The organism is Paracoccaceae bacterium (genome assembly GCA_033344815.1).
Lineage (GTDB): Bacteria > Pseudomonadota > Alphaproteobacteria > Rhodobacterales > Rhodobacteraceae > Roseobacter.
This window is the reverse complement of record JAWPMR010000001.1, coordinates 2,166,221-2,181,411: the sequence shown is the minus strand read 5'-3', so window position 1 is coordinate 2,181,411 and position 15,191 is coordinate 2,166,221. Positions and strand designations below refer to the sequence as shown.

13 protein-coding genes and 1 tRNA gene are annotated in these 15,191 nt (G+C 57.8%); 7 read left to right on the top strand and 7 right to left on the bottom strand.

Annotated features, from left to right (window positions below):
* The first annotated feature begins 156 nt into the window (after nucleotides 1–156).
* Nucleotides 157–525: a BrnA antitoxin family protein gene (locus R8G34_10170; protein ID MDW3223234.1), complete on the top strand. Its 369-nt coding sequence runs from the start codon at nucleotides 157–159 to the stop codon at nucleotides 523–525.
* A 137-nt stretch (nucleotides 526–662) separates the two neighbouring features.
* Nucleotides 663–1,091, top strand: coding sequence for a DUF4399 domain-containing protein (locus R8G34_10165; protein MDW3223233.1), 429 nt, complete (start codon nucleotides 663–665; stop codon nucleotides 1,089–1,091).
* A gap of 421 nt (nucleotides 1,092–1,512) precedes the next feature.
* Here R8G34_10165 and R8G34_10160 read toward each other — a convergent pair whose 3' ends face one another.
* The 3 genes from R8G34_10160 to R8G34_10150 form a co-directional block, all read right to left on the bottom strand.
* The gene (locus tag R8G34_10160) at nucleotides 1,513–2,214 is read right to left on the bottom strand and encodes a hypothetical protein (GenBank protein MDW3223232.1); all 702 of its coding nucleotides are present in this window, start codon (nucleotides 2,212–2,214) and stop codon (nucleotides 1,513–1,515) included.
* A 392-nt stretch (nucleotides 2,215–2,606) separates the two neighbouring features.
* Complete coding sequence (locus tag R8G34_10155; GenBank protein MDW3223231.1) at nucleotides 2,607–3,245, bottom strand: hypothetical protein; 639 nt, start codon at nucleotides 3,243–3,245, stop codon at nucleotides 2,607–2,609.
* Nucleotides 3,246–3,299: 54 nt separating this feature from the next.
* Nucleotides 3,300–4,691 (bottom strand): aminotransferase class III-fold pyridoxal phosphate-dependent enzyme, encoded by a 1,392-nt coding sequence (locus R8G34_10150; GenBank protein MDW3223230.1) that lies wholly within the window; start codon nucleotides 4,689–4,691, stop codon nucleotides 3,300–3,302.
* A gap of 807 nt (nucleotides 4,692–5,498) precedes the next feature.
* Here R8G34_10150 and R8G34_10145 point away from each other — a divergent pair.
* The 3 genes from R8G34_10145 to R8G34_10135 all read left to right on the top strand — a co-directional run bounded on the left by R8G34_10145 (nucleotide 5,499) and on the right by R8G34_10135 (nucleotide 8,673).
* Entirely contained in the window at nucleotides 5,499–6,488 is a 990-nt protein-coding gene (locus tag R8G34_10145) for an ABC transporter substrate-binding protein (protein ID MDW3223229.1), read from the top strand.
* Nucleotides 6,489–6,601: 113 nt separating this feature from the next.
* Nucleotides 6,602–7,408, top strand: a complete 807-nt coding sequence (locus R8G34_10140; protein ID MDW3223228.1) for an ABC transporter ATP-binding protein — start codon at nucleotides 6,602–6,604, stop codon at nucleotides 7,406–7,408.
* On the top strand, nucleotides 7,405–8,673 hold the full coding sequence (locus R8G34_10135) for an ABC transporter permease (GenBank protein ID MDW3223227.1): 1,269 nt from the start codon (nucleotides 7,405–7,407) through the stop codon (nucleotides 8,671–8,673). Before R8G34_10140 ends, R8G34_10135 begins: the two co-directional genes overlap by 4 nt.
* A gap of 409 nt (nucleotides 8,674–9,082) precedes the next feature.
* Here R8G34_10135 and R8G34_10130 read toward each other — a convergent pair whose 3' ends face one another.
* Nucleotides 9,083–9,544, bottom strand: a complete 462-nt coding sequence (locus R8G34_10130; GenBank protein ID MDW3223226.1) for a GNAT family N-acetyltransferase — start codon at nucleotides 9,542–9,544, stop codon at nucleotides 9,083–9,085.
* A 567-nt stretch (nucleotides 9,545–10,111) separates the two neighbouring features.
* On the opposite strand from R8G34_10130, the gene R8G34_10125 reads away from it, so the two are divergent.
* A complete protein-coding gene (locus R8G34_10125) occupies nucleotides 10,112–11,164 on the top strand; it encodes a fatty acid desaturase (GenBank protein MDW3223225.1) in 1,053 nt (350 codons plus the stop codon).
* A gap of 341 nt (nucleotides 11,165–11,505) precedes the next feature.
* Here R8G34_10125 and R8G34_10120 read toward each other — a convergent pair whose 3' ends face one another.
* Complete coding sequence (locus R8G34_10120) at nucleotides 11,506–13,605, bottom strand: DEAD/DEAH box helicase (GenBank protein ID MDW3223224.1); 2,100 nt, start codon at nucleotides 13,603–13,605, stop codon at nucleotides 11,506–11,508.
* Between the two features lie 335 nt (nucleotides 13,606–13,940).
* Between R8G34_10120 and R8G34_10115 the strand changes: the two genes are divergently transcribed.
* A complete protein-coding gene (locus R8G34_10115; protein MDW3223223.1) occupies nucleotides 13,941–14,510 on the top strand; it encodes a hypothetical protein in 570 nt (189 codons plus the stop codon).
* Nucleotides 14,511–14,619: 109 nt separating this feature from the next.
* Here the strand turns inward: R8G34_10115 and R8G34_10110 are convergent.
* Both R8G34_10110 and R8G34_10105 read right to left on the bottom strand, forming a co-directional pair.
* Nucleotides 14,620–14,695: transfer RNA gene (locus R8G34_10110), tRNA-Ala, on the bottom strand.
* Between the two features lie 114 nt (nucleotides 14,696–14,809).
* Nucleotides 14,810–15,145: a TIGR02300 family protein gene (locus R8G34_10105; protein ID MDW3223222.1), complete on the bottom strand. Its 336-nt coding sequence runs from the start codon at nucleotides 15,143–15,145 to the stop codon at nucleotides 14,810–14,812.
* Nucleotides 15,146–15,191: the final 46 nt, after the last annotated feature.

The window sequence follows — 15,191 nt, the reverse complement described above, 5'->3', positions numbered from 1 at the left end:
GTATCATTAATGAATGGATATGGCAAGAAATTCCGCTGATATGCGGCGCACAACCGGTACACAGGCTGTACACAAGCTGTACACCGGGCGGTGTACAGAGACCCTTTTAACGCGATCCCGACAGAATTGGCACATCCAAACAGACAGGGGGACAATATGAGCACCAAGGTGGAACGCAGCATGAAAACGCAGATGATGTATGAGCTGGAACGACTAGAGCAGGATTTAAGCACCGCCTGGCTGGACCAAAGCCTGCCAACCTATTGGTCCGGTCTGGACTGGGAAGGCGAAGTGGCGCGCAAGACGACCCGCGTCACGATCCGGCTGGATGCGGATATGGTGCGTTGGTTTCGCAGTCTGGGTCCGGGGTATCAGACGCGGATGAACCGGGTGTTGCGAATCTACTGGATGGCGCTGATGTCAGGCTATGTAAAAGGGTTCCCCGAGGACAACACGGTGCCCCGCCTTGCCGCCGAAGCCCGACGGGTTCAGGAGGAGATCGCGCGGGATCGGGGAACGCAATGACGCCATGCGGGTCCTGACCATCGAATTAGGCGCGCGGGTCTGAGGGGCCACAAGCCCGTGATCTGTGTTGTCTTACCGGATCGAAGGCCTAATTATCTCCTGGAACGGGAATTTTGCCCGTTTTCAGGGAGGACACCATGAAGCACTTCATTCTAACAGCAACCGCCGGACTCATGCTCGCGGGAGCGGCCTTTGCCGATGGGCATCGCAGCCCGGCGCCGCAGAACGCGCAGGCCTATATTATTTCACCGGCGGATGGCGCGACAGTTTCGAACCCGGTCACGGTTGTATTCGGGCTGGTAGGCATGGGCGTTGCCCCGGCTGGTACCGAGCAGGAAAACACCGGTCATCACCACCTGTTGATCAACACCGACCCGCAAACGCTGGACCTTGATTCCGGCCTGCCCGCGACCGATGAGATCGTTCATTTCGGGGGCGGTCAGACACAGGTCACCAAAGAGCTTCCGACCGGCACGCATACGCTGCAACTGCTTCTTGGGGATTGGAGCCACGTGCCGCATGATCCGCCGGTCATGAGCGAAGTGATCACGATCACGGTGAACTAGACGCCACCTCACCCTGCGCGCGTTAGCTGCGGCGGGGTGACCTGGCGCAGTGGTTTTGCGCGCGGGACGTTGGGTGCCAGACGCGCAGAGCCAAGGCTGCGCATGTACTCGGTGGCGCTGGTCCCGGAGCAGGCGAAGGCATGTCCCGAAGCCAGCACTGGGCCGCGCCGCTGTGTACAAGAAGAGATCGGGAGGAGTGTGAGGCGCGGCGCTGACTGGTTTTGAACTTTAAAACCCGGGATCTTGCGATCAGTACGACCTGGAGGGACGCCGGCCCTCTGTGCATCCGCCCATTTGTTAGGATGCGTCGAAGGTCCAGACAGTTGAGCCGCCTGAATTTTTGGGCGCTCTGGTCGCTTTGCCGATGCGTCTCTGCCGCCCCGGTCAGTCTGGGTGAAAATATGCTTTTTGGCTTTGGAGCCTAGTGCGCCAACATTTCTGGGAGTGAGAAAACAAACACTCTTTGCGCCTCACGCGGCTGAATGTCATCAGCGATCTTTGAAATTACGTGTATGTCATCGTTTCCTACGCGGTACACCATTAAGGAGAAACGGACACTGGCGTCTTTGGCCTCGTTCGTGGATACGTAGTGAGTCACATTTACCGAATATTGACCATTGGGAGCACTTTCACTGAGATAGATGTTTTCAACGTGTTCAGTAGACGACGACCAAAAACCACTATCGATGTCGAGACTCGCGCCACAGTTAATTTTATTCATGTAGGCGACTATTTCGCCGCTTGGACAGACGAGGGAGAGGTCCAGATCACCGGGCCCGCTCCAAAATAGCGAGAAGTTCATTGCGCCGTATGCACCATCTTGATCAAAAACGAGTTTCACGTCTCGTAGATCTGCCAGATGCTCCTTCTGCTCCGTCGATTGCTGCGTGGAGCCATTCACTTGACGTTCAAGCGCTTCGATTGCTGCCTCCAGGGCGGCCAGTTGCTTCTCCGGAACAAGCTCGCCTTCCCGTGCATTTATGATTGGGATGTGCACTGCGACGGAAAACATCGCGCATACCGGCGTCAGATATAAAAGAGATTTCCTTGTTTTCGTTGAAAAGGGCGGCACTTTGAGAAATCCGAAGTCGCACCCGGCCAGAAATGGAGAAATCACCAACACGAATGAGAATAGAAGAAGAACCGTGCCGAAGTCGCTTGGAAGCCCCGCGTATTCCAGTGCGCTTACCCTTTAAAGTCCCGCGTGGCGGCGGTGCCAGCGGCGCCTTTCGTATTGATGAGAAAGACCGATGCTGTGGCCGAGGCCAAGGCGTCTCTGTGGGGCTGTAACTGCAATCTGTGTCCTTGGAAAAGCAAGTAACCTTTGGAATCAAAATCGAATACGCCTCTCAACTGATACCGCTAATTTTCGTCAGCACCAAATCAACCCGATGTCGGACAGAAGCACCGTTGAGCAGTCTGCTGCCTCGCTTTGCTCCACGCCGCGCGGCAGACAAATCCCGCATTGCCAGTGCAAACGGTGCGGTCATGACCTTTTGTGTGGCAGTGCCATCGTCAAAGACAGAGCCAGGCGCCGTGCTGTTGGTCGTCCATCTCGTCGAAATGCAGTTTCAGCGGTTCATGCGTGTCCACAAAGGAGGAGGCAAATCCGCGTTGGGGCAGGTCGCGGCGCACGAAGAAACCGGCAATCCAGACGCCTAGCAACAGGCCGTTTTTCTCGCGCAGCTCAATGCGGTGGCCCTGTACGTCGCCGTGATCGAGCTGGCCGCTTTCGTTGGCCATTTGCGCGTCAAAACAGACCAGACCGTTGTTGTAAAACCGCCAGCGCACCGCCCCCCAGTGGCATTCATCAATAGTGGCCGGGCCGGTCCAGAGGTAGTCGCGCCATTTGACATCACCGCCGTCCGCGCCCTTGACGACGCCGGAGGTATGCGCGTCGTTGTCCTGTGTGTCCCAGCGGACATAATCGCCCGGCTCGATTTCGCGCGCGATGGGGATGCCGGTGTCGGCAAGGCCAATGGTGCGTTTGATCAGCCCGTCCCGCAAGGGCGTTTCGTCGCCTTTGGTTTCAGCGAGTTTCGTGACGATTTTTGACGCCGCAGCCCAGATCATATGGTGCCCCTTCTTGCTGTTCGCCCCTGGAGTGTGACCAATTGCGGTCGTGAAGTCGACCTTCGCCGTGGCTTGCGGCATGAAAAAAGCCCCGCGCGGGGTGCCGGGGCTTTTCAAAGGTCACTGCGGGGGTGTTCAGGCGAAAACGCGGCCCAAAGCGGCATCAACCGCCGCACAGATGTGGTCGATATCGTCCTTTTTCGCGATCAGCGCAGGCGAAAAACACAGGGTGTTGTTTTTACCCGGCAGGGACCGGTTGGTCGCGCCAATGATCACGCCCTGTTGCATGCAATCCCCGACCACGGCCTGTACGATCTTTTCGGCCACGGGCGCGCGGGTGTCGCGATCCTCGACCAGCTCGGCGCCAATAAACAGACCCTTGCCGCGCACCTGACCGATGCAGGGGTATTTTTCCGCCAGTTCGTTCAGTTTTTCGACCATATAGTGGCCTTGCGTCACGGTATTTTCCAACAGGCCCTCATCCTCGATGATGCCCATGTTTTCGATCGCCGCCGTGGGACCGGCCGCACAACCGCCAAAGGTGGAGATGTCGCGGAAATAGTTCATCGGATCGGTGTGGTCGTCCTTGAACATATCAAACACGGCCTCGGTGGTCACCAGGCAGGAGATCGCGGCGTATCCGGAGGCCACACCCTTGGCCATGGTCACCATGTCGGGTTGGATGCCGTAGTTCTGATAGCCAAACCACGTGCCGGTGCGGCCCAAGCCGCAAACGACCTCGTCGATGTGCAGCAGGATATCGTATTTGGTGCAGATCTCCTGCACCCGCTCCCAATATCCGTCTGGAGGGGTGATCACACCGCCGCCCGCCGTGACCGGCTCAAGGCACAAGCCCCCAACCGTTTCGGGACCTTCTGCGAGGATGATCTTTTCGATCTGATCCGCCGCCCAGACACCGTAGTTTTCCTGCGGTGCGCCGTCTTGTTCAAAGGACCGGTATTCCAGACAATGGGGCACGCGGATAAAGCCCGGCGTGAAAGGGCCATATTGGGCGTTGCGTTCGTCCTGACCCCCGGCGGAGAGGGTTGAAATGGTCGTGCCGTGGTAGTCGCGGTCGCGGTAGAGAATTTTGTGCTTCTTGCCGCCATAGCGTTTATGGGCGATCTGGCGGATCATCTTGAAGGCTTTCTCATTCGCCTCAGACCCGGAGTTGGCATAATACACCCGGCTCATGCCGGGCATTTTGGCAATCAGCTTTTCGGCGAAGATCGAGCCCGGAATGGAGCCTGCGGACCCGGCAAAATAGTTCAGCTTGATCAGCTGATCGCGCACCGCATTGGCGATCCGTTCACGGCCATAGCCGACGTTGACGGTCCAGACACCGCCGGACACCGCATCCAGATGCTCCTTGCCCTTCTGATCCCAGACTTTCATGCCCTTGCCCTCGACGATGATGCGTGGGTCGGTGGTTTCATAGGGTTTGTGCTGGCTCAGGTGATGCCAGATGTGGGCGCGGTCTGCCTCGACAATGCGGCTGATGTCGTTTTCATTGAAATTGCCGTCCATGGTGCAGACCTTTCATTTGGTTTCGTAGAATCAGGTGAAATCGGATGGCATCAGGTGCCGGATTTCGCCAAATTGACTGTTTTTATAGGCACACAAGTAGGGCCAGATTGCTATCAAAGCTAAGGCCAGAATCACCCCGACCTCAAGTGATTCTCGCGCCAGCATACTATATCCATGGGGAAATCCGGGCAAATCCGATCTGTGCCTGATTTATGTGCCTTGAAGAGATCAATTGTTATACGGACATGCCTTTGCGCTCTGCGGAGCCCTGGCATGACTTGTTTGAGGGCGGTCAGCGCGATGGGAAGCCCGTCAGAAGTGGTAGCCCACCGCGCCGCCGCAGGGGAGGTTTTGTGCCGCCGGACCAAGCTGTGGCCAGTATTTGCGGTGACAGGTAGGGCGTGTGTCGCAGGCGCGGGGCGGGCTGCGGCCATGACCGTATTGCGTCTTCGCGTGCGGCTGAAATGGAAAAGCGACCGATGAAGCCAAACTGGACTCATGCAGGGGTGCAAAGTGGACGTTTTCACAGCTGTGCTCACAACATCACTATAGCCGCGGTCGAAGGACGGGACAGGGGCGCTGATATCAGCGGTCCGGGGGCACCCGCCTCGATTGAAATGAGAGGGCGCATTTTTCGAGCAGATGCATTAAAATACATCATTTGTCGCTGAAACGCCCTTGCGGGCGGCGAAATTCTGACGTTGGATATTGCCGTGCACAGGAAGAAAGACAAGCGGTAGAAAGCCGCGACGCACCATAACACCCCGGCCCACAATGGGTCGCAACAAGATCAACGGGAGAATTAGAATGATCAAAAAGACAACATGCGGATTTATTGCGGGCGCCGTCATGGCGATGGGCGCACAATCCGCCTCTGCGGAAATCACCGTGGGATATTTCCTAGAATGGCCCATGCCGATGATGGCGGCCAAGGCTTCCGGCGCTTACGATGAAGCGCTGGGCATGAAGGTAAACTGGGTTTCTTTTGAAACCGGCACGGCGATGAGCGCGGCAATGGCCTCAGGTGATGTGCAACTTTCCGTGTCTCAGGGTGTTCCGCCGTTCGTGGTCGCAGCCTCAGGCGGTCAGGACATTCAGGTCGTGGATGTGGCCGTGAGCTATTCGGACAATGACAACTGCGTTGTGTCTGCAGGTCTGGAGATCGACAAGGAGTCCGCGGGCGAATTGGCCGGCAAGAAAGTTGCCGTGCCTTTGGGGACTGCGGCGCATTATGGTTTCCTGCGTCAGATGGACCATTTCGGCATCCCACTCGACAGCCTGCAGGTTGTGGACATGGCGCCACCGGAAGGGGCGGCGGCTCTGAGCCAGGGCGCGGTTGATTTCGCCTGTGGTTACGGCGGTGGTTTGGGCCGCATGAAGGAATACGGTAACGTCCTTTTGACGGGCGACGAAAAAGAAGAGCTGGGCATTCTGGTGTTTGACGTGACATCTGCGCCAGCGTCCTTCATCGCTGAAAACGGTGACACGGTTTCCAAGTTTCTGGCAGTGACAGCGGCCGCCAACGAGGAATGGAATACCAACCCGACAGACGAGATGCTGACCGTGATTGCGGAGCAAGCGGGTATGGATCTGGATGCGGCGAAATCCGCGATTTCCACGATGAAATTCCCAGGCGTCGAGGATCAGCTTTCTGAGACTTGGTTGGGCGGCAATGCGGCGACCTTCATGAAGGGTGTTGCGGATGTGTTCGTCGAAGCAGGTTCGATTGATTCTGCATTGGACAGCTATGAGGATGCGGTCAACACAGCGCCGCTGACAGCTGCCCAAGGCTTGTAAAAGAACGGGTTCCGGCGCGGGGATAATGCCTTGCGCCGGAACACTCTAACGACCAGAGGCGGGGTCAACCCTGCCCGAACACCCGCGGTGCGCGGACAACAGGTGGGGACCTCATGACCGGACTATCCATAGAAAATCTATCCATGCGCTTTGAATTGCCCAACGGTGATCATGTGCAGGCTTTGCAGGACGTTTCAATTGACCTGAAAGCTGGCGAGTTGCTGAGCGTGCTGGGCCCCTCAGGGTGCGGCAAGACAACGCTTTTGAACATTGTGGCGGGCTTTCTGGCCCCGACCAGCGGCGAGTTGATCCTGAACGGGCACAAGGTTACCGGGCCGGACGCGGAACGCGGCATGGTGTTTCAACAAGGTGCGTTGTTTGAGTGGATGTCGGTGCGTGAAAATGTTGGCTTTGGCCCGTCGATGAAGGGCACGCCCAAGCGCGACAAGGACGAGACAGTGGATCATCTGCTGGACGTGGTTGGCCTTCAGGATTTCAAAGAGAAGGCGGTTTACGAATTGTCGGGCGGCATGCAGCAGCGTGTGGCGCTGGCGCGCTGTCTGGCCAACGACCCGGATGTGATCCTGATGGATGAACCCCTGGGCGCGCTGGATGCCTTGACGCGGGAAAAAATGCAGAGCCTCGTGCTGAAGCTGTGGAAAGAAACCGGCAAGACGATCATTCTGATCACGCACTCAGTTGAGGAAGCGCTGCTTTTGGGCGAACGCTTGATCGTGATGGCGCCCCGCCCCGGACGCATCCACAAGGAATACCGTCTGCCCTTTGCCGACCTCGGCGTTGATGCAGATCTGCGCGAAGTGAAAAAACATCCCGACTTCGGCCCCAAACGCGAAGAAATCCTGAACATGATCTGGGATATGGAAGAAGAAATTATGGGCGGAAAGGAGGACGCGGCATGATACCTCTGCTGATATACATCATCATCTTCATAGCGGCGTTTTTCATTGTGACCAAAGTGGTGCAGGGTGCGGGTATGAGCGATTACACGTCGCTCAAGACGGTGACATTCGGCGATGAAAGCGCTGTACGTCCCAACCGCGCCGCCGGGATTATTTCGATCCTGACGATCTTTTTGATGTGGGGGATTTTCACAGGCTCCAGCCTGTTGCCGGGTTTTCTGCATGCGCCGGGCCCGTTTGAGGGAACCACAAGCTTTACCTATACCTCGCAAGCGGAAGGGCAGCCCCCTGATGATGCCACGGTGACGGTTGTGGTGCATCCGCGCGAGATCGACACGGACGCGCCCGAGGTGGAACCGGGCGATGGTTTTGCCAAAAACGATTCCGCAGCGATCGCGCAATGGCGCACAGGTCTGATCAACGTGGACCGTAACGATGACATCACCAAGAGCGATGGTGCAAAGGTCATTGCCATCAACGGCGAGAAAATTGCGCCCGGCGAAACGGTCAAGGTTGACGGCGGGGCCGTGACCCTGTCCGACAAGGGCACGCCCAACTTCGAGCCGACACGTGGTTGGCAGATGGAGCCCTTGTATCTGCCCGCACCGGAACAGGTCTGGACCCGCTCCATTGCCATTGCCAGCGAGGGGTTTCGCAACTTTACCCTGCTCGAGCACCTTGGGTATTCACTGTTCCGCGTCGTCGTCGGCTTTGTACTGGGCGCGATTGTCGGCATTCCACTGGGTTATGCCATGGGGCTGAGCGATTGGTTCCGGGGCTGGTTTGATCCCATCGTGGAATTCATGCGCCCGGTGCCGCCCTTGGCGCTGATCCCGCTGGTGATCATCTGGGCCGGGATCGGGGAGGCTGGCAAGATCATCCTACTGTTCCTGGCCGCCTTATGGATCATGGCGATTGCGGCGCGTTCCGGCGTGTCGGGTGTCAAGATTTCCAAGGTCCACGCGGCCTATTCGCTGGGCGCAAGCAAGTGGCAGATCATGCGCCACGTCATTGTGCCCAACTCCTTGCCGGAGATCTTTACCGGTGCGCGGGTGGCGATGGGTGTGTGCTGGGGCACGGTTGTGGCCGCTGAACTGGTCGCGGCGGAACAGGGCGCGGGTATGATGATCATGACCGCCTCCAAGTTCCAGAACACTGATATCGTGATCATGGGCATCATCCTGATCGGAGTGATCGGCTTTGGCATCGACATGCTGATGCGCTGGGCCGAACGCATCCTCGTGCCGTGGAAGGGTAAAGGCTGATCCGAGCTTGCTCGGCGAAGGCTCCAGTGGAGCCTTCGAAGCCTTTACGGGCGGAGCCCAGGGGCCGGCTGACCCAGAACAGGTTTACCTGACCTTTTCCGGACTGTGCGGGCGGAGCCCAGGGGCCGGCCGACCCAGAACAGGCCCGCCTGATCTTTTCCAGCCTTTACGGGCGGAGCCCAGGGGTCTGGTGTTCTTGAGCGCAGGTTGAGGAACCTTTCCAGCCTTTGTCGTTGGGCACCCCGGGGGCAGCACAGCTTATGCGTTACCAATTGGCGCTGGCATTCAAACCCTGCCCATCTTCCAATCAACGCGAGAGTTTCATCCGCATTTGCCTGGCGGGACGCAAAAGATGCCACATAAAAAGCAACTGGCCCATCCGGCGATGGCCAGCGCCATGTTTACAGGGCTATATCAGCGATTTCCAAAAGATGACTTTGTCGTCCCCTGCGCCCCAGAAATCTCTGATGCGGGCCTCTTCCGCATAGCCGTTCTTGCGGTAAAACGCGCGGGTCTGTGCAAAATCATCCGTGCCAGATGTCTCCGCAATCAGGATCCGATGTCCGCACGCTTTCAGCTCCGCTTCGAGATGTGTCGTGAGAGCACTGCCAAAGCCACCCCCTTGCGCGCGGGGCAGCACTGCGAGGGCGCGCATATTCCACGCCCCCTCCGCAAGCTCTTCTGGGACGGCATAGCATAACCCGATGGGTTTCCCGTTCACCTCGCATGTGAGCCAAATGTCAGAGGTTTCCGCATCTGACAGAAAGCCGTTCACAATGTCTGGTAACATCTCACTTGGAAACAGCTCGGTGCCATCCAGCACCTCTTGCAAGGGGGCAATGTCATCATGCTGTGTTGGTCGTATTTTCATTGGTTTTATGTCTTTCTCAGTCTTGCCATGCGAGGTCTTCACTCAACACGGCGGCCGTGACGCTCGCATCTTTTTCCAGTGAAACAGGAGTTGTTTCGAACGATTGCGAGACGCGCACAAATAAGAAGCCTCACGCGATTGCGCAGGCGATTGTGGGTCTGATCGTCCTGACAGTCAGGACTTAGCGGTTACCCGCAATCGTAAACATAAAAACTCCAGCGCCGGGCGTGCATGCCGGGCGTCTGTCACGCCTATCAGGCGACCCCACGGCAATCAAGTCAGGCCAGATCGTGTCTCCGGCAGGTTTGCATCTCAGCCGCAATCAACCAGTTCCACCTGATCCCGGACAGCACCCTGATGCAAAAGTCAAACATCGCCTGCGATCTGTTTGGGGATTCTGCATCCGTTTCTTGACGATTTTGACGCGGCTCGGTGGCACGTTCCATTACAAACCGAAACACAACTGCGTCATATCACCCTAAAACGGTTCAGAATTGCTCAATAAGCTTGTGTAATTGTGGATCATCAGTATCCCTGTGGAAACGATCGACAAAAGGGCAGGCTTTCATGACATCCGAAACCCCGTTTGAGGGCGCGATCCCGGTGGATCCAGCGCCCAAGCCTGCCTCCGCCTGGGTAAAGATTCTTGCCAAATATCGCGACCCCAATCCGGCACGATCTGCCTTTGAAATCGCGGTCAGCCTGATCCCGTTTCTGGCGATCTGGGCGGTGGCGTGGTGGCTGTTGTCGATCAACCCCTTCGCCGCCTTTGTGCTGGCCTGCGTCAATGGGCTGTTTCTGGTGCGTCTGTTTTGCATTCAACATGATTGCGGACATGGGTCGTTTTTTGCCAGCAGGAGGCTGAGCGACTGGATTGGTCGTGGGCTGGGGGTGCTGACCCTGACGCCCTATGACACGTGGAGGCGCAGCCATTCCATCCATCACGCGGGTGCGGGCAACCTTGAAAAGCGCGGTATTGGTGATGTGATCACGTTGACCGTGGCCGAATACAGAGCGCGCAACTGGCTGGGACGGGTGAAATACCGCACCTATCGCAACCCGTTGATTTTGTTCGTGCTGGGCCCGGCCTATATCTTTTATCTCGAAAACCGCGTGCCGGTGGGTCAAATGAGCGCTGGCTGGCGCATCTGGCTGAGTTCGATGGGGACCAATCTGGGGGTTGCGATCACGGTCGCTTTGATCGTGTATTTTGGCGGGTTGATGCCGCTTCTGGTGGTTTTTGTTCCGACGACGCTGGTGGCGGCGACCTTGGGGGTCTGGTTGTTTTACGTCCAGCACCAGTTTGAGGAAACCCATTGGAACCAACCTGAGGACTGGGCCCTGCACGAAGCGGCGTTGCATGGTTCGTCGCATTACGTGATGCCCGGTATTTTGCAGTGGTTCACGGCCAATATCGGCATTCACCACGTGCATCATCTGTATAGCCGGATCCCGTTTTACCGCCTGAAAGAAGTGCTGCGGGATCACAGCGAACTGGCCGAAGCACAGCGTTTGAGCATTGCAGAAAGCCTTGCCTGCGCGCGCTTGCATCTGTGGGATGAGAAAGAGCGCCGCCTGTTGTCTTTCCGCCAGATGCGCGCCGCATACGGCGTGATCTGAGGGCCGTGAGGGCCTTGAGGGCATCCACAAAGAGTTTCACACGCCGCGTTCCCTGATGAAGTCCCGGTAGAAGCGCCCATGGACCGGATCGAATCTGCGGGTTCAATCGTTGCCTTTTGAGCTGTGCGGGGCGCGGGCTGGCGCTGATCTCATTTCTGACAGGTGAAACGGCTGGCCAACTACCGCCGTGGATCTGCGCGACTTATCTGCGCCGACCCAGCAAGGATCGCTTTGTGCAGGCCCTCATGGGGAGGCTGCACCGGCTGTTCGACATGCTTAGGTTCCCGTCACTTTGCGGATCGCCGTTGCGCGGGTCCTGCTGCGGTGTGCGTGATGTGTTGTCAGCCCTGGGGTTTGCGCCGGGGCGTGGCATTTGGCCCTTTGGCGGGTGCCTTGCCACGCTTGTTGGGCGGAACAAACCGTTTGGACGTATCTGAGGCGCGTTTCTTCATGGCGCTCTTGTCGCGCGCCGCGCCGCCTTTGCCACCTGCTGCACGATCCTGACGTGTTTCGCCCGCGTCGCGCACCGTGCGCTCTGCCTTGGCCGCCTCCCGATTTTCCTTGGTCCAGACCGGTTTGGCACGCGGCCCGCGCGTACTTTCGGCATTTGCCTTGGCCTTGGGTTTGGCCCCGGGCTTCATCGGGGAACGTTCAGTCTTATGTGACTTGGGAGGCTTTTTCCCTTTGGGCGCTGCAGCAGGTTTATAAGGTTTGTCCGAGACTTCTGTGCGCGGTTTGTCGCGTTTGCGCGGGGCTTCTGCAGGGGGTGCTGCATCCATCGGGTCATAGCGCGGTTTGTCGCGACGTGGTTTCTTGAAATCCGGCTTTGGCCCGCGTGGTGCGCGATCCGGTCTGGGACCGCGTTCCAGATTGGGGGCCTTGTCCAGACGGGTCAGTTTCGCGCCGGCTTCCAGCACCATATCCGGACCTACAGCGGCCACAAATGCATCTGCGCGCGCCGCCAGCACTTCAACAAAACTATGGCTTGGTTGAACGCGGATTGCGCCGATGTCATCCTTGGTCAGGTTGCCCTTGTTGCACACCATCGGCAGCAGGGTGCGCGGTTCCGCGCCGTCCTGACGTCCTTGCGAGATCGAAAACCAAACCGAGGGGCCAAACGCCTTGCGCGGTCCATCATCGCGCACACCGGGTTCGGAAAGCTCCTCCGGTGCGGATTGACGCGCGCGCATCAGGTTCACAAAGGCTGCCGCCAACTGTTCTGGGGTGAATTCACCCACCAGACGGTTGACGATGTCCTGCGCGTTTTCAGGGACAGGTTCGGACCAAGATGTGTCTTCCAACAGACGGGATTCATCGGCGGCGTTCACGGCCGCGGCAGAAGGCGGTTCGGCCCATTCCACTTTCAGCTTGGCCCCGCCAATCAGGCGGTTTGCCTTGGAGCGCAGCTTGGGCGGCACAATGAGCGCCGACACCCCCTTGCGCCCGGCACGACCGGTGCGGCCAGACCGGTGCAGCAGGGTATCGGAATTGGACGGCAGATCCGCGTGGATCACCAGTTCGAGGTTTGGCAAATCGATCCCCCGCGCGGCCACATCCGTTGCCACACAGACCCGCGCGCGACCGTCGCGCAAAGATTGCAGGGCGTTGGTGCGTTCAGATTGCGTCAATTCACCCGACAACGCCACAACGGAAAAATTCCGGTTTGTCAGGCGCGACGTCATCCGCGCGACAGCGGCGCGGGTGTTGCAGAAAACGATGGCGTTCTTGGCCTCATAGAACCGCAAAACATTGATGATCGCATTGTCGATATCGCGCGGATTTGTGGCCATCGCGCGGTATTCGATGTCTGAGTGTTGCCGTGTGTCCCCGGCGGTGGCGACGCGCTGTGCATCGCGCTGATAGCTTTTCGCCAGCTTGGCAATGGCAGCCGGGACTGTCGCGGAAAACATCAGCGTGCGACGGTCTTCGGGGGCTTCGGAGAGGATGAATTCCAACTCTTCGCGAAAGCCCAGATCGAGCATTTCATCGGCCTCATCCAATACCACCGCACGGAGCGCAGACAGGTCTATGTTGTTGCGCTTGATGTGGTCACACAAACGCCCTGGTGTGGCCACGACCACATGCGCGCCACGATCCAGCGCCCGCCGTTCAGTACGTGTGTCCATGCCGCCCACACAGGAGGTGACAACCGCACCTGCCGGACCATAAAGCCAGGTCAGCTCGCGGTTGACCTGCATCGCCAGCTCGCGCGTGGGCGCGATGATCAGCGCCAGCGGCGCGCCGGCCGGACCAAAGTGCAGATCTTCACCCAGAAGCGTGGGAGCGATCGCAAGGCCAAAACCAACGGTTTTGCCCGAGCCGGTCTGGGCGGAGACCAGCAGGTCAGCATGTGACAGCGCGGGATCGGTCACAGCTTCCTGCACAGGGGTGAGCGTGTCGTAGCCTTGTTTGGCCAAGGCATCAGAAAGGGTCTGTATCACGGAGTTTACCTGTATCTTGCGTGGCACGCGGCCACAAAACCGCATGACGTGCGGTCGAGTTGCGGCGTCGTTATGCCTTTGAGGGCCAAGAGTCGATGGGGATTTACGACGCATACCGCGACAATATGGCGACAATTTGCAGTTCCGCGGCAAAGAGATCTGCCAGAACGGGATTTTCCACCCGTGCGTGTCAGGCAGTTCTTTTCATTTGTCACAAAAGCCGCCCGGAGCGTTCAGCACGGTTGATCCTGGCTGTGCCAGAAATCGCGGCTGGTCTCGGGCGACGCAACCGCATAGTTCTTGGGCAAACCAATCTGTCGTAAAAGGAACATCAGATGAAGACAACAATCCTCGGCGGTCTGCTATTTTTGGTGCCTTTTGCGGTCATCCTCGTGGTTTTCGGAAAGGCCTATCAGGTCAGTATTGTTGTGGCGACAGCCTTGGATAAATACATCCCCGTATCCCACGTTGCCGGGGTGGCTTTTGCCAATATACTGGCTTTGCTGCTGATTGTGCTGGTGTGTTATCTCGCCGGTCTGGCCGCGCGGCGCGGGTTTCTGTCCACAAAGATGGAAAAACTCGAAGGATTTCTGATTGATGCCTTGCCGGGTTATGCGGTGGCCAAGGGCATGATCGGGTCCGTGGCAAAAGAGGACGAAATCGCCTCTTTGCTGACGCCTGTAATGGTGAAGTTTGACGATTATGATCAGATCGCCTTTGAAATCGAACGCGACGCCGGACGCAGCGTCCTGTTTTTGCCCGGCGCGCCCACGACATGGTCGGGAACGACAGTGGTGGTTGACAAGGAACGCGTGCAATACTTGTCCATACCGGCGCATCAGGCGGTGAAACTGATGCGGGTTCTTGGACGCGGATCTTTGAGCGTGCCACAAGCGAAACCCTGAAAAGGATGACATTGGGGTTTCGAATTTAACGTGGTGCTTGTGTCAGGCGCAGGGCGGGGTGACGCGCATTCTGACCAGCACTGCGTGAACCATCACGGGTATGGGTTTTTGGTGGAGCCTAGCGGGATCGAACCGCTGACCTCCTGCATGCCATGCAGGCGCTCTCCCAGCTGAGCTAAGGCCCCGATGTGCGACCCTCAGGGCCCCACGGGATGGATCATCGACCCGATGCGCCGCTGAATAGGCGCAACGCGGGGCGGGATCAAGTCAAAAACCTGCCGCCCTGCGCGATTTGTTATCTAGCTGTCGTCGTCTTCTGATGCCACATCCGCGATTTCTTCGAGCGGAACGGTGTCATCGTCATCTTCGTCATCATCCAGGATATCATCACCCAGATCCACATCGACGTCGTCATCATCATCCAATACGGTTTCATCCTCTTCCTCAGAGGCTTTGGCTTTGGCCTTCGCTGAGGCTGCATCCTCGGCATCTGCCGCAATCATGCGCGATTTGCTCAGGTCAATCTCGACGACTTCGCCAGTATAGGGGCTGATGATCGGATTTTTATTCAGATCATAAAAACGTTTGCCGCTTGTGGGGCAGAGGCGTTTCGTTCCCCATTCTTCGTTGGGCATGAAATCCCCCTTTTAAATTGCGATTCTGGTGTAGATGATTCCGGCC